This is a genomic window from Aquicoccus sp. SU-CL01552 (assembly GCF_040365005.1).
GTDB lineage: Bacteria > Pseudomonadota > Alphaproteobacteria > Rhodobacterales > Rhodobacteraceae > Antarcticimicrobium.
Genome location: NZ_BAABWV010000001.1, coordinates 54,864 through 68,681 on the forward strand (window position 1 = coordinate 54,864; position 13,818 = coordinate 68,681).

At 65.1% G+C, this 13,818-nt stretch carries 12 protein-coding genes; 8 read left to right on the forward strand and 4 right to left on the reverse strand.

Annotated features, from left to right (window positions below; genetic code table 11):
- Positions 1-14 precede the first annotated feature (14 nt).
- Positions 15-905 (reverse strand): YicC/YloC family endoribonuclease, encoded by an 891-nt coding sequence (locus ABWV23_RS00290; protein ID WP_353343727.1) that lies wholly within the window; start codon positions 903-905, stop codon positions 15-17.
- Positions 906-1,152: 247 nt separating this feature from the next.
- Between ABWV23_RS00290 and ABWV23_RS00295 the strand changes: the two genes are divergently transcribed.
- On the forward strand, positions 1,153-1,860 hold the full coding sequence (locus ABWV23_RS00295) for a PAS domain-containing protein (protein WP_353343729.1): 708 nt from the start codon (positions 1,153-1,155) through the stop codon (positions 1,858-1,860).
- A 31-nt stretch (positions 1,861-1,891) separates the two neighbouring features.
- Here the strand turns inward: ABWV23_RS00295 and ABWV23_RS00300 are convergent, their stop codons facing one another.
- Positions 1,892-3,262, reverse strand: a complete 1,371-nt coding sequence (locus tag ABWV23_RS00300; RefSeq protein WP_353343731.1) for a class II 3-deoxy-7-phosphoheptulonate synthase — start codon at positions 3,260-3,262, stop codon at positions 1,892-1,894.
- Between the two features lie 166 nt (positions 3,263-3,428).
- Between ABWV23_RS00300 and ABWV23_RS00305 the strand changes: the two genes are divergently transcribed.
- On the forward strand, positions 3,429-4,433 hold the full coding sequence (locus tag ABWV23_RS00305) for a GlxA family transcriptional regulator (protein WP_353343733.1): 1,005 nt from the start codon (positions 3,429-3,431) through the stop codon (positions 4,431-4,433).
- Positions 4,434-4,505: 72 nt separating this feature from the next.
- Here ABWV23_RS00305 and ABWV23_RS00310 read toward each other — a convergent pair whose 3' ends face one another.
- Positions 4,506-5,606, reverse strand: a complete 1,101-nt coding sequence (locus tag ABWV23_RS00310; RefSeq protein WP_353343735.1) for a PQQ-dependent sugar dehydrogenase — start codon at positions 5,604-5,606, stop codon at positions 4,506-4,508.
- A gap of 186 nt (positions 5,607-5,792) precedes the next feature.
- Here ABWV23_RS00310 and ABWV23_RS00315 point away from each other — a divergent pair, with 186 nt between their 5' ends.
- The 6 genes from ABWV23_RS00315 to ABWV23_RS00340 all read left to right on the forward strand — a co-directional run bounded on the left by ABWV23_RS00315 (position 5,793) and on the right by ABWV23_RS00340 (position 11,804).
- Positions 5,793-6,992, forward strand: a complete 1,200-nt coding sequence (locus ABWV23_RS00315) for an ABC transporter substrate-binding protein (protein WP_353343737.1) — start codon at positions 5,793-5,795, stop codon at positions 6,990-6,992.
- A gap of 128 nt (positions 6,993-7,120) precedes the next feature.
- Positions 7,121-7,903, forward strand: coding sequence for an ABC transporter ATP-binding protein (locus tag ABWV23_RS00320; protein WP_353343739.1), 783 nt, complete (start codon positions 7,121-7,123; stop codon positions 7,901-7,903).
- A gap of 100 nt (positions 7,904-8,003) precedes the next feature.
- The gene (locus tag ABWV23_RS00325; protein ID WP_353343741.1) at positions 8,004-8,825 is read left to right on the forward strand and encodes an ABC transporter ATP-binding protein; all 822 of its coding nucleotides are present in this window, start codon (positions 8,004-8,006) and stop codon (positions 8,823-8,825) included.
- A 3-nt stretch (positions 8,826-8,828) separates the two neighbouring features.
- Positions 8,829-9,839, forward strand: a complete 1,011-nt coding sequence (locus ABWV23_RS00330) for a branched-chain amino acid ABC transporter permease (protein ID WP_353343743.1) — start codon at positions 8,829-8,831, stop codon at positions 9,837-9,839.
- A complete protein-coding gene (locus ABWV23_RS00335) occupies positions 9,836-11,140 on the forward strand; it encodes a branched-chain amino acid ABC transporter permease (protein ID WP_353343745.1) in 1,305 nt (434 codons plus the stop codon). Before ABWV23_RS00330 ends, ABWV23_RS00335 begins: the two co-directional genes overlap by 4 nt.
- 67 nt (positions 11,141-11,207) lie before the next feature.
- Positions 11,208-11,804 (forward strand): DJ-1/PfpI family protein, encoded by a 597-nt coding sequence (locus ABWV23_RS00340; protein ID WP_353343747.1) that lies wholly within the window; start codon positions 11,208-11,210, stop codon positions 11,802-11,804.
- An 8-nt stretch (positions 11,805-11,812) separates the two neighbouring features.
- Here the strand turns inward: ABWV23_RS00340 and ABWV23_RS00345 are convergent, their stop codons facing one another.
- On the reverse strand, positions 11,813-13,360 hold the full coding sequence (locus ABWV23_RS00345; protein WP_353344641.1) for a helicase HerA-like domain-containing protein: 1,548 nt from the start codon (positions 13,358-13,360) through the stop codon (positions 11,813-11,815).
- Positions 13,361-13,818 lie beyond the last annotated feature (458 nt).

Sequence of the window (13,818 nt, forward strand, 5' to 3'; positions counted from 1 at the left end):
TGTTCCTTTCCGTGTCATTCGACGTTCTGGACCTGCTCGCGCATCTGGTCGATCACCGCCTTGAGCTCCAGCCCCACCTTGGTCAGTTCGGCATTCTGCGACTTGGAACACAGGGTGTTGGCCTCGCGGTTGAACTCCTGCATCAGGAAATCCAGCTTGCGACCCACCGCACCGCCGGCATCCAGCAATTCGCTTGCGGCGCCGACATGGGCGCGCAACCGGTCCAACTCCTCGGTGACGTCGGCCTTGACCGCCATCATCGCCAACTCCTGCGCCACCCGGTCGGGATCGGCGCCCTCGGCGTTGTCGAGAATGCGCCGCAGGTTGCCGCGCAGCGCCTCGGCCACGGCCGGCTTGCGGGCCTCGGCCAGTTCCGCCGCGCGCGCGACCAGCGCGCTCACCTGGGTGAGTTGACCGCGCAGCACCTGCTCCAGCGCCCTGCCCTCGGCCCGGCGCATGGACAGAAAGGCGTCGATCAGCGGCCCCAGTTCGGCGCGCAACTGCGCGATCAGCGCGGTGTTGTCCTCGTCGCCGGGTGCCGGGTCCATCATCCCGCGCAGCCCCAAAAGGTCACTGGCCCGGGACGGCGCCAGCGCCACCCCCCTGGCCATCGCCTCGGCCTCGATCCGCGCCAGTGCATCGAGCGCGGTGGCCAGCACCTCCTCGTTCAGCGCCGATCCTGCAGCCGCGTCGGATCGCGTCAATCGCAGCGACAGGGTGACGTTTCCCCGCGCCACCGCCTTGGCCAGTTCTCCGCGCAGCGCCGCCTCCAGCCCTTCGAGCCAATCGGGGACCCGCAGTCGCAGGTCCAGCCCCTTGGCGTTCACGCTGCGCAACTCCCAGCCCCAGGAATAGCGCCCGCGTTCTCCCTTGGACGAGGCAAATCCGGTCATCGATGTGATCATGGGCTGCATCCCCCGAGTCCGCGTGTTTTCGGCTTTCAGGGCAAGTAATGGCAATGCGGCACGCAGGGCAAGCCCCACGGCGGCGGCGGGGGGCCGGGCTTGATTAACCACCGATTAAGAAAATGCTCTAAAATTGAGCAGAATTATGTCATATTGAGGGTAACGGATGCAGGTCGGCCCTTTGCCGGCCCTGGACCGGGCATATCAGGGGGCCGCTTGTCGCGGCTCTCAAGCAAGGACAGTAACGATGCGGCGGACAGGTTTCCCCCCAAAAAGGACATTTGGCGACGACAATGTCGTCGTTCTCCAACGGTTTCGCAGTGGGCGCAGCCTGTCGCCCCTGCGCCAGGCCGAGGGCTATTGGCTCGCGCTTTGCGAAAACGGCGCGGTGCCACGCCGCAGCCAGATCGACCCGCGCGCAATCAGCAACATCCTGGCTCACAGTTTCATCCTGCAACGCATCGGGCGGCGCAGCGCCCGGTTTCGCCTGGCCGGAGAGCGTCTGAATGACCTGGCCGGGTTGGACCTGCGCGGCACCCCATTCACCGCGCTGTTCGGTTATGACCACCGGGCCGAGGCCGGGGCGATCCTGCAACGGGTCTTTTCCGGCCCCTCCATCGCCGAACTGCGGTTGGAGCGCCCTGTGTCGTCGGACGGACGGTTGATCGAGGCGCGGATGTTGCTGCTGCCGCTGGCTACCGAGGCGGGCGATGTCGCACGCGCGCTGGGCGTGCTGGTGGCGGACAGCGACAGGGTCCGTCCGCCGGTGCGGTTCGGCATTTCCAACAAGCTGTTGCGTCCAGTGGGGCGGGAGGCCGCCGTTTCGCCGCCGCCCGATCCTCGGTCCGATCCCGGGACCGAGGCGCGTCCCGAAACCGGCATTTCCGAGACAGGCTTTGCCGAGAGCAGGCCGGCCCCGCTTACCCATCCACCCTACCTGCGGCTGGTGAAGTAGCCGGGCTGCAGGTCTTGCGCAGCCGCCGGGGTCAACCGGCGGCGCGGGTCAGCCGCGCGCTACGCAGCGCGCTCAGTTCCTCGGCGACGAGAAAGGCCAGTTCCAGCGACTGGCTGGCGTTCAGACGCGGATCGCAGGCGGTGTGATAGCGGTCCGACAGGTTCGCCTCGCTCACCGCGCGCACACCGCCGGTGCATTCGGTCACGTCCTGGCCGGTCATCTCGAAATGCACCCCGCCGGGCACCGTGCCCTCGGCGGCGTGCACGGCAAAGAATTCGCGCACCTCGCGCAGCACCGACTCGAAGGGCCGCGTCTTGAACCCGGTCGAGGATTTGATCGTGTTGCCGTGCATCGGATCACAGACCCAGGTCACCTTGGCGCCCTCCTCGCGCACCGCCTTGATCAGGCGCGGCAGATGCTCGCCCACGTTGCCGGCGCCGAACCGCGCGATCAGGGTCAGCCGCCCGGCCTCGTTCTCCGGGTTCAGCTTGGCCATCAGCAACTTGAGATCCTCGGCGGTCATGCTCGGTCCGCATTTCAGACCGATCGGGTTCAGCACGCCGCGGCAGAACTCCACATGCGCGCCGTCGGGCTGGCGCGTGCGGTCGCCGATCCAGATCAGGTGGCCGGACCCTGCCAGCCAATTTCCGGAGGTCGAGTCGCGCCGCGTCAGCGCCTCTTCGTACTCCAGCAGCAGCGCCTCGTGGCTGGTATAGAAATCCACCGTCTGCAGGGTGTGCGCGGTGTCGTTCTTGACCCCGGCCGCTTTCATGAAGTCCAGCGTATCGGTGATTCGACTGGCCATCTCACGATAGCGTTCGGATTTCTCGCCCTCGGTAAAGCTCAGCGTCCAGCTATGGACCTGGTTCACGTCGGCATAGCCGCCGGTGGAAAAGGCGCGCAAAAGGTTCAACGTGGCGGCAGCCTGGGTATAGGCCTGCAGCATCCGTGACGGATCGGGGATCCGCGCCTCGGGCGTGAAGGCCAGGTCGTTGATGATGTCGCCGCGATAGCTGGGCAGTTCGACTCCTTCGACCACCTCGGTCGGTGCGCTGCGCGGCTTGGCGAACTGGCCGGCCATGCGACCCACCTTGATCACCGGAACCTTGGCGCCATAGGTCAGCACCATCGCCATCTGCAACATCACCTTGAAGGTGTCGCGGATCGCATCGGCGCTGAACTGCTCGAAGCTTTCGGCGCAATCGCCCCCCTGCAACAGGAAGGCCTCGCCGCGCGACGCGGCCCCCAGTTCCTGCTTCAGGCGGCGGGCCTCACCGGCGAAAACCAGCGGCGGATATTTCGCAAGTTGGGCCTCGACCGCGCTCAGGTCGGCGGCGTCGGTATAATCAGGCATCTGCACGCGCGGCTTGGCGCGCCAGTCCGACTTGGTCCACTCGGTCATCGTTTCCCCTCCGCTGGGCGTATCAGGGGGCCTGTATACAAAACGCATGGGCCAGAGGCCATATCCCTTTTGCGCCACTTGACGCCGCAAATAACGTCTGAGCAAGCTGTGGGGCACCCCGCCCCGGCTGGGGAATCGGCGCGGAAACGGTTCGGGAACATCACCAATGACACAGCAACGCAACGTTGTCGGCCAGGACCGCCATGCGGGGCATCCCCGCCGTTTCGTCTTTGTGCTGCTGGACAACTTCACCCTGTTGTCCTTCGCCTCGGCGCTGGAGAGCCTGCGGATCGCCAATCGCATGGCGGGCACGCAGGTCTATGAGTGGCGCCTGATCGGCGAGGGCGGCGGTGAGCGCAGCTGCTCGGCCGGCACCACTTTCCACCTCGACGGGGATCTCGACGAGTTGCAGCGCGACGATACCGTTCTGGTCTGCGGCGGCATCGAGGTGCAGAAGGCCACCACCAGAAAGGTGCTGTCCTGGCTGCGGCGCGAGGCCCGCAAGGGGCTGGTGATCGGCGGGCTCTGCACCGCCGGCTACACGCTGGCCAAGGCCGGGCTGCTCGACGGCAAGAAGGCGACGATCCACTGGGAAAACGCCGACAGCTTCACCGAGGAATTCGACGAGGTGAACCTGACCAAGTCGGTCTTCGTGATCGACGGCAATCGAATCACCACCGCCGGCGGCACCTCTTCGATCGACCTGATGCTGAAACTGATCGCCAACGACCTGGGCGAGGATATGGCCAATGCCGTCGCCGACCAGCTCATCTATTCCTCGATCCGCACCGACCAGGACACCCAGCGCCTTTCGGTGCCGACCCGGATCGGCGTGCGCCACCCCAAGCTGAGCCAGGTGATCCAGATGATGGAGAGCAATATCGAGGAGCCGATCAGCCCCTCGATCCTGGCGCGCGACGTTGGCATGTCCACCCGCCAGCTCGAACGGCTGTTCCGACGCTATCTGAACCGCTCGCCGAAACGTTATTACATGGAACTTCGGCTGCAAAAGGCGCGCAACCTTCTGATGCAAACCGACATGAGCGTGATCAACGTTGCGCTGGCCTGCGGCTTTGCCTCGCCGTCGCATTTCTCGAAATGTTACCGGGCGCATTACAACACCACGCCCTACCGCGAACGCGGGGCGCAGGCGGCGCGGTTGTCGATCTGACATCGGCGCCCGGGCGGATCGTACGAAACGCAGCCGAAATTCCCCGATCTGAAATCGCCCGACCGCGGTGCGTCAATGTGCGGGCGTCAGGCGATAGATCGCCCCCTGCCCCTCGGAGACCACCCAGATCGACCCGTCCGGTGCCTCGGCCACGTCGCGCACCCGGCCTGTCGAAGCGCCCGAGATCCGCTCGACCTCGCGTAGCGGATTGCCCGCCAGCCGGCTGATCATGTCGAACTTGAGAGATCCGACGAGGAAATCGCCGCGCCACTCGGGCCAGAGCCAGCCGGAATAGATCATCACATCGGAGGGGGCGATGGAGGGGGCCCAGTAGAACACCGGCTGCTCCATCCCCGGTTTCGCGGTGCCCTCGCCGATTTTTTCGCCCGAGTAATGCCGCCCATGGGCGATCACCGGCCAGCCGTAGTTGGCGCCGCGCCGGATGCGGTTCACCTCGTCGCCGCCGCGCGCGCCGTGCTCGACCACCCAGAGCCGGCCCTGGCCGTCCACCACCGCGCCTTGCGGGTTGCGGTGACCGTAGGACCAGATCTCGGGTTGCACACCGGGCCTGCCGACAAAGGGATTGTCCGCCGGAACCGACCCGTCGCGGTTGATCCGAACGATGCTGCCGTTGTGATTGCCCCGGTCCTGCGCCGAGGGTCGGTCGCCGCGTTCGCCCAGGGTGACGAACAAAGTGCCGTCCGCCGCTTCGACGATGCGCGACCCGAAGTGCCGGCCGCCACGGCTGCCCGGTGCGGCGGTGAAGATCGTACGAACATCGCGCAGAATTGTACCATCGGGCGCAAGTTTCCCCACCGCGACCGCCGTGCCGGCCCCGCCGCCGGGCTCGGTGCGGGAGTAGGTAAGGAACACCGCGCGGCTGGTCGCGAAATCGCGTGGCACCATCACGTCGAGCAAGCCACCCTGCCCCACCGCCGCGACCCTTGGCACACCCTGCACCGGGTGCGCCCGGCCATCCCGTACATGCAGCAGCCTGCCGTCGCGTTCGGTCACGAGGTAGCCGCCACCGGGCAGAAAGGCGATTGCCCAAGGGGTGTCGAGCCCTGCGATCATCGTCTCGACCCGGATCGGTCCGGTATCGGAGGCGAGAATCTCGGCCCGCGCCGCGCCGGCGGCTACCACAAGGATGAGAAACAACCCCAAAATTCGCATCGCTTACCCTACTCAAATCGTGATCCGGATCATCTGATCATGACATTAGCGCAGGGTGCGGCCCGGAAAAGCGGGCGGTCAAACAGATTGCGTAATGTGCACGTAATGTAAGCACTTTTCTTTTTCGCAGAGCTTGCCTAGGCTCCCCCTCAGAACATCAGTGTTCCAACTTGGGAGAATAAAATCATGAAGAAACTGCTCATGGCCACAGCGGCCACCGCCCTGATGGCGGGCTCCGCGTTCGCCGCAAGCCACGGCAAGGAAGTCAAGATCGGCATCATCCTCGGCTTTACCGGCCCGCTGGAATCGATCACGCCGGACATGGCCGCCGGTGCCGAACTGGCAATGACCGAGGTGAACGACGCCGGCACGCTGCTGGGTGGGATGAAGGTGACGCCGGTGCGTGCCGACTCGACCTGCATCGACGCCGCCGCCGCCTCGGCTGCCGCCGAACGCCTGATCACCTCGGACGGGGTCAAGGGCATCATGGGCGCCGACTGCTCGGGCGTGACCGGTGCGATCATGTCCAACGTGGCGGTGCCGAACGGCGTCGTGATGGTCTCGCCCTCGGCGACCTCGCCGGCGCTGAGCCACATGAACAACGAGGACAACGGCCTGTTCTTCCGGACCGCGCCCTCGGATGCCCGTCAGGGCGTCGTGATGACCGACATCCTGATGGAGGAAGGCGTCAAGGAAGTTGCCGTCTCCTATGTCAACAACGACTATGGCAAGGGCCTCGCCGACAGCTTCCAGGCCGCCTTCGAGGCCGCCGGCGGCACCGTGACCATCAGCGCCGCGCATGAGGACCAGAAGGCCGACTATTCCGCCGAGGTGGGCGCACTGGCCTCTGCCGGTGGTGAGCGTCTGGTCGTGGCGGGCTATGTCGACGGTGGCGGTTCGGGCATCGTGCGCGCGGCGCTGGACACCGGCGCCTTCGATACCTTCCACTTCGTCGACGGCATGGTGTCCGACACGCTGACCGCGAAGTTCAAGGGCGAGATCGACGGTTCCATGGGCCAGGTGCCGGGTACCGACAGCCCGGGGGCCGCGAACTTCGAGAAGATGGCCGGCGATTCCTTCAACCCGACCGGTCCCTTCGCCAAGGAAAGCTATGACGCCGCCGCGCTGATCATGCTGGCCATGGAGGCCGCGGGCTCGACCGATCCGCAGGTCTACAAGGACAAGGTGATGGACGTGGCCAACGCGCCGGGCGAGCCGATTTTCCCGGGCGAGCTGGCCAAGGCGATCGAGATTCTCGCCGGTGGCGGTGACATCGACTATGTCGGGGCCACGGCGGTGGATCTGATCGGACCGGGCGAAAGCGCCGGCAACTACCGCCAGATTACCTACAAGGATGGTGAAGAAGTCACCGTCAAGTACCGTTAATCGCCATCGGACCCGAAATCGAAATACTCGGGCCCGAAAACTGAACCAGGACAGCCCGGATGCGCTTGCATCCGGGCTGTTCCAAAGACAAAAGTCGCAATCAAAGAAAAACGCGGCCAGGGGGTAACATGATCGTCGTCGAAGACGTCCACAAGCATTTCGGCGGGTTCCACGCGGTGGACGGGGCATCTCTTGAAATTGCCGAAGGGTCCATCACCGGGCTGATCGGCCCGAACGGGGCCGGGAAAACCACGCTTTTCAATGTGATCGCGGGCGTGCTGCCGCCCACCTCTGGGCGCGTCACAATGGCCGGCGAGGATATCACCGGCCTGCCGCCACACGACCTGTTCCACAAGGGGCTGCTTCGAACCTTCCAGATCGCGCACGAGTTCTCTTCGATGACCTGCCGCGAAAACCTGATGATGGTTCCGGGCGCCCAATCGGGCGAGATGCTGTGGAACACCTGGTTCGGGCGCAAACGGATCGCCGACGAGGAACGCGCGCTGCGCGCGAGGGCCGACGAGGTGCTGGAGTTCCTGACCATCGAGCATCTGGCCGACCACAAGGCGGGACAGGTCTCGGGCGGGCAGAAAAAGCTGCTCGAACTGGGGCGCACCATGATGGTGGATGCCAAGATCGTCTTTCTCGACGAGGTCGGCGCAGGGGTGAACCGCACCCTGCTGAACACCATCGGCGACGCGATCATCCGGCTGAACAAGGAGCGCGGCTATACCTTCGTGGTGATCGAACACGACATGGATTTCATCGAGCGTCTCTGCGACCCGGTGATCTGCATGGCCGAGGGCAAGGTGCTGGCCGAGGGCACGCTGGCCGAGATCAAGGCCAACGAACACGTGATCGAGGCCTATCTCGGGACCGGTCTGAAGAACAAGGATCAGATCGGCGCCTGAAGGCGGCCCGCGCCAGGCGGGCCAGAACCGGAAAGAGGACGAGACATAGCGTTCCGATGGGGATGAAAATGAATGATACTCCGAACCGCGGAGCACGCGGATGACCGGCGAGAAATATGACGACCGTGGCAACAAGGACCGGTCCATCACCAACCCGGACGGCCAGGGAGAGCTGCGCGCGTATCCCGGCACCGGCCAGACGATGGAGACGGCCAGCGCCTTTCTGATCGGCGACAGCATGACCGGCGGCTATGGCAAGGGCCCTGACATCCTGCATGATTGCACCATCGCCGTGAATCCCGGCGAGATCGCGGTGATCGTCGGCCCCAACGGCGCCGGCAAGTCGACCGCGATGAAGGCGGTGTTCGGCATGCTGGACCTGCGCAAGGGCTCGGTCCGGCTGGACGGCGAGGACATCACCGCCCTGTCGCCGCAGGACCGGGTGGTCAAGGGCATGGGCTTCGTTCCGCAGACCAACAACATCTTCACCTCGATGACGGTCGAGGAGAACCTCGAGATGGGCGCCTTCATCCGCCACGACGATTTCCGCGAGACCATGGCGCAGGTCTATGACCTGTTCCCGATCCTCAAGGACAAGCGCAACCAGGCGGCCGGCGAGCTTTCGGGCGGACAACGCCAGCAGGTCGCCGTGGGCCGGGCGCTGATGACCCAGCCCAAGGTGCTGATGCTTGACGAACCGACAGCCGGCGTCAGCCCGATCGTGATGGACGAGCTGTTCGACCGCATCATCGAGGTCAGCCGCACCGGGATCCCGATCCTGATGGTCGAACAGAACGCCCGCCAGGCGCTGGCAATCGCCGACAAGGGCTATGTCCTCGTTCAGGGCGCCAATGCCTATACCGGCACCGGGAAAGAGCTTCTGGCCGACCCCGAAGTGCGCAAATCCTTCCTGGGGGGCTGAGACATGGATTTCCTGAACGCCATCGTGGCGCTGTCCAACTTCGTCCTGGTCCCGGCCATTGCCTATGGCTCGCAACTCGCATTGGGGGCGCTGGGGGTCACGCTGATCTACGGCATCCTGCGGTTCTCCAACTTTGCCCATGGCGACACCATGGCCTTTGGCACCATGGCCGTGATCCTGGTGACCTGGCTGTTCCAGTCGATGGGTATCAGCTTTGGTCCGCTGCCCACCGCGCTGCTGGCGCTGCCGTTCGGCATCATGGGCTGCATGGCGCTGTTGCTGATCACGGATCGGGTGGTCTATCGTTTTTACCGCGAACAGAAGGCCAAGCCGGTGATCCTGGTGATCGTGTCGATGGGCGTGATGTTCATCATGAACGGGCTGGTCCGCTTCATCATCGGCCCGGATGAACAACGCTTTGCCGATGGTGAACGCTTCATCGTCTCGGCCCGCACGTTCAAGCAGATGACAGGGTTGCGTGAAGGGCTGGCGATCAAGAGCAGCCAGGGCATCACCGTGGTGGTCGCGGTGATCGCGGTGGTGCTGCTGTTCTGGTTCCTCAATCGCACCCGCACCGGCAAGTCGATGCGCGCCTATTCCGACAACGAGGATCTGGCGCTGTTGTCCGGCATCAACCCGGAACGCGTGGTGATCTATACCTGGCTGATCGTGGCGGCGCTGGCCACCGTGGCGGGCACGCTTTACGGGCTCGACAAGTCGTTCAAGCCGTTCGTCTACTTCCAGCTTCTGCTGCCGATCTTCGCCTCGGCCATCGTCGGCGGGCTGGGCAGCCCGCTGGGCGCCATCGCCGGCGGCTTCATCATCGCCTTTTCCGAGGTAACCATCACCTATGCCTGGAAAAAGGTGCTCGTCTACCTGATGCCCGACAGCCTCGAGCCCTCGGGGTTGGTGCAGCTTCTGAGCACCGATTACAAATTCGCGGTCAGTTTCGTGATCCTGCTGATCGTTCTGCTGTTCCGGCCCACGGGCCTCTTCAGGGGGAAATCGGTATGAGCGACACCATGAAGAATATCGGGCTGTTTGCCATCGTGGGGGCTTTGATCCTGTTGACCGGGGTCATGCAAAGCTGGAACACCGCGCTGTTGATCCTCAACATGGGACTGATCTCGGCGATCATGGCGCTCGGGGTGAACCTGCAATGGGGGTTTGCCGGCCTGTTCAACGTGGGCGTCATGGGGTTCGTGGCGCTCGGCGGGCTGGCGGTGGTGCTGGTCTCGGTCGATCCGGTGGGCGAGGCTTGGGCAGCAGGCGGCACCGGTGTCCTTCTGGGGCTGCTTCTGGGCGCGGCGACCGTGGTTGCGGCGGTTCTGGTAAACACCCGGATGCCCAGGGGGCGCGCCCGGGCGATCGCCACAGTTGTGATCCTGGTCGGCGGGTTCTTCCTGTATCGCGCCGTGTTCGATCCCGCCGTGGCAGCGGTGGAAAAGGTCAACCCGGCCGGAACCGGGTTTCTCGGCGGGTTGGGCCTGCCGGTGCTGCTGGCCTGGCCGGCGGGCGGACTGCTGGCCGCTGGCGGCGCCTGGTTGATCGGTAAGACGGCGCTGGGGCTGCGGTCGGATTACCTGGCCATTGCCACGCTGGGCATCGCCGAGATCATCATCGCGGTGATGAAGAACGAGGACTGGCTGGCGCGCGGGGTCAAGAACGTGGTCGGCCTGCCGCGCCCCCTGCCCTATGAGATCGACCTGCAGAACGATCCCGGCTTTGTCGAAACCGCGACCGGTCTGGGCATCGACCCGGTCACCGCCTCGACGCTATACGTCAAGCTCGGCTACTCGGTCCTGTTCCTGGCAGTGCTGTTGATCCTGTTGTGGATGGTGCAGATGGCGCGCAAGTCGCCCTGGGGCCGGATGATGCGCGCGATCCGTGACAACGAGACCGCGGCAGAGGCGATGGGCAAGGACGTGACCCGCAGGCATCTTCAGGTGTTCGTCATGGGCTCGGCGATCTGCGGCATTGCCGGTGCCATGATGACGACGCTGGATGGCCAGTTGACGCCGGGCACCTACCAGCCGCTGCGCTTTACCTTCCTGATCTGGGTGATGGTGATCGTCGGCGGTTCGGGCAACAATTTCGGCGCCGTTCTGGGCGGGTTCCTGATCTGGCTGCTCTGGGTCCAGGTCGAGCCGATCGGGCTGTTCCTGATGCAACTCGTCACCTCGGGCATGGCCGAGGACAGCGGCCTTCGCATCCATCTTCTGAACAGCGCGGCGCATATGCGGCTTTTCACCATGGGGTTGGTTCTGCTCCTGGTGCTGCGGTTCAGCCCGCGGGGGCTGATCCCCGAGAAGTAGGAGAGAGTGCAGGTTCGCGGCGGAGCACGGGGTTTTGCCCCACCGCCGCGATCGGGAGGTCAAGGCGATGAAAACGATCGCAGTCCTGGTTTTCGACGGGGTCGAGGAGATGGACTTTGCCGGCCCGTGGGAGGTGTTGGCCGCCGCCATCGAGGGCGCCCCGGACTGGCAGATCGCGACGGTGGCCGAGCGGGCCGATCCGGTGACCTGTGAAAAGGGCCTGCGGGTGCTGCCCGATCTGACCTATGACAACGCCGGAGACGTCCGCATCGTGGTGATCCCCGGCGGCAGCGGTGCCCGGCGCGAGATCGACAATCCGCGTACCGTCGCCTGGTTGCAACGGATCGCGCCCGGCTGCGACTGGATCACCAGCGTCTGCACCGGGGCGTTCCTGCTGGTGGGCGCGGGCTTGGCACCGGGCCGGCACGTGACCACACACCACCGGTTCACCGACCTATTGGCGCAGCAGGCGGGCGACAGCGTGGTCGAGACCCGGCGCATGGTGCGCGACGGCAATGTGATCAGCGCCGGCGGGGTGATGTCGGGGATCGAGATGTCGCTGTGGCTGACCGACCGGATCTGGGGTCCGGAAACCGGCGAACGGGTTCGTGACTACATCGCCTACGGCTATCCCGAGGCGACGGCGATCATCGAACGGAATTGAAACCAAGATCAGCGCCCCCGGAACAGCCCGCCCAGGATGCCACGCACGATACGTCGCCCGGTGGTGCCCTTGAGTTCCTTGATCACCGCCTCGGACAGGGCCGAGCCAAAACTGTCCTTTTTCCGCCGTTGCGGTTGTGCAGTGGAGCGGCCCACCCGGCTGCCGGAGTAGCGGCGGGCGGTGCTGAACTCGCGCGCCACCGGATCGGGGGCCTGTTCGGCGCGGGCCTCGGCCTCGGCGGCTGCGCGGGCGGCGGTTTCGGCGCGTTGGGCCAGGATCTCATAGGCCGAGCGCCGGTCGAGCGCGGTGTCGTATTTCCCGGCCAGCCCCGACGCTTTCATCGCGGCGGCGCGCTCCGTGGCAGTGATCGGGCCGAGTTGCGACGACGGCGGCCGGATCAGTGTGCGTTCGACGATACCGGGGGCGCCCTTGGCCTCGAGCATGGAGGTCACCGCCTCGCCCACGCCGACCTCTCGGATCGCCGCCTCGGTGTCGAAGCGGGGGTTTTCGCGATAGGTTTCGGCGGCCATGCGCAGGTTCTTGCGGTCGCGCGCGGTGAAGGCGCGCAAGGCGTGCTGCACCCGGTTGCCCAGTTGGCCGAGGATATCCTCGGGGATGTCCGCCGGATGCTGGGTGACGAAATAGACCCCGACCCCCTTGGAGCGGATCAGGCGCGCCACCTGCTCGACCTTGTCGACCAGCGCCTTGGGCGCGTCGTCGAACAGCAGGTGCGCCTCGTCGAAGAAGAACACCAGCTTGGGTTTGTCGGGATCGCCCACCTCGGGCAATTCCTCGAACAATTCGCTAAGCAGCCAGAGCAGGCAGGTGGCATAAAGACCCGGCGCCGCCATCAGCTTGTTCGCGGCGAGGATATTGACCATGCCGCGCCCCTCGGCATCGGTGCGCATCAGGTCCGAAAGCTCAAGCGCGGGTTCACCGAACAGCCGGTTCGCGCCCTGGTTCTCGATCACCAGCAGGCGGCGCTGGATCGCGCCGACCGAGGCGATGGAGACATTGCCATAGCGCAGCGACAGCTCGGCCCGGTTCTCGCCGATCCAGGTCAGCAGCGCCTGAAGATCCTTGAGATCCAGCAGCGGCAGCCCCTCTTCGTCGGAGAGCCGGAACGCGATGTTGAGGATCCCCTCCTGCGCCTCGGACAGCTCCAGCAGGCGCGACAGCAGCAGCGGCCCCATCTCGGCCACGGTGGTGCGCAGCGGATGCCCCTGTTCGCCGAAGATGTCCCAGAAGGTGACCGGGCTGGCACTATAGGTGTAATCGTCAAACCCGATTTTCGCCGCGCGCGAGACAAAGGCCTCGTGCAGCTTGAAATCGGGCGAGCCGGACCGCGCCAGCCCCGAGAGGTCGCCCTTCACGTCAGACAGCACCACCGGCACCCCGGCGGCGGAAAAGCCCTCGGCCAGGATTTGCAGCGTCACGGTCTTGCCGGTCCCGGTGGCCCCGGCGATCAGTCCGTGCCGGTTGGCATATTTCAGCGCAAGCCCCTGTTTGCTGGCATAGTCCACACCGCCGCCGCCCAGAAAAACCTTGCCATCCATCTCGTTCATCGCCTGTCGCCCCACCCTGTTCCGGCATCCGCCGGCCATACAATGTTAACCTATTACCCGAATACTGTGTTCTGTCCGGCGCGGCAACGCGGCGCGGGGCGAAGGCCCTCCCTGTTGAACTGGCCGTGCCCCGAGGGGTGCGGCCCTTTTCCCCGCAGGTGACGAAAATCCTCGGATGACGAAAAAACGTGCGGTTGCATCCCCGGTCCCGGGCCGCGCGCGCCGAACTTGCCTTTGCTGTTGACCGGGCAGCATCGCTTTCGTAACGTCCCTGTATAACTAAGTCGGCCAGTCCGACGGGGAGAAAACACTTTACGAAGAAGGGGGCTGTTTCAGCCCCCTTTTTTGCGACAGGATCTTGCTGGGTGTCGGAACATTTCCGCGCGGCGCGCGCAAAGGCCACTGACACCGGTTCTGCACCGTGCTAGAGCAGCCTCAACCAGACACCA

Excerpts from the sequence above, each read along its gene's own strand:
- ABWV23_RS00305 (WP_353343733.1), top strand. The coding sequence starts at position 3,429 with ATGACACAGCAACGCAACGTTGTCGGCCAGGACCGCCATGCGGGGCAT.
- ABWV23_RS00340 (WP_353343747.1), top strand. The coding sequence starts at position 11,208 with ATGAAAACGATCGCAGTCCTGGTTTTCGACGGGGTCGAGGAGATGGAC.
- ABWV23_RS00295 (WP_353343729.1), top strand. The coding sequence starts at position 1,153 with ATGCGGCGGACAGGTTTCCCCCCAAAAAGGACATTTGGCGACGACAAT.
- ABWV23_RS00345 (WP_353344641.1), bottom strand. The coding sequence starts at position 13,360 with ATGGATGGCAAGGTTTTTCTGGGCGGCGGCGGTGTGGACTATGCCAGC.
- ABWV23_RS00325 (WP_353343741.1), top strand. The coding sequence starts at position 8,004 with ATGACCGGCGAGAAATATGACGACCGTGGCAACAAGGACCGGTCCATC.
- ABWV23_RS00335 (WP_353343745.1), top strand. The coding sequence starts at position 9,836 with ATGAGCGACACCATGAAGAATATCGGGCTGTTTGCCATCGTGGGGGCT.
- ABWV23_RS00330 (WP_353343743.1), top strand. The coding sequence starts at position 8,829 with ATGGATTTCCTGAACGCCATCGTGGCGCTGTCCAACTTCGTCCTGGTC.
- ABWV23_RS00300 (WP_353343731.1), bottom strand. The coding sequence starts at position 3,262 with ATGACCGAGTGGACCAAGTCGGACTGGCGCGCCAAGCCGCGCGTGCAG.
- ABWV23_RS00290 (WP_353343727.1), bottom strand. The coding sequence starts at position 905 with ATGATCACATCGATGACCGGATTTGCCTCGTCCAAGGGAGAACGCGGG.
- ABWV23_RS00320 (WP_353343739.1), top strand. The coding sequence starts at position 7,121 with ATGATCGTCGTCGAAGACGTCCACAAGCATTTCGGCGGGTTCCACGCG.
- ABWV23_RS00310 (WP_353343735.1), bottom strand. The coding sequence starts at position 5,606 with ATGCGAATTTTGGGGTTGTTTCTCATCCTTGTGGTAGCCGCCGGCGCG.
- ABWV23_RS00315 (WP_353343737.1), top strand. The coding sequence starts at position 5,793 with ATGAAGAAACTGCTCATGGCCACAGCGGCCACCGCCCTGATGGCGGGC.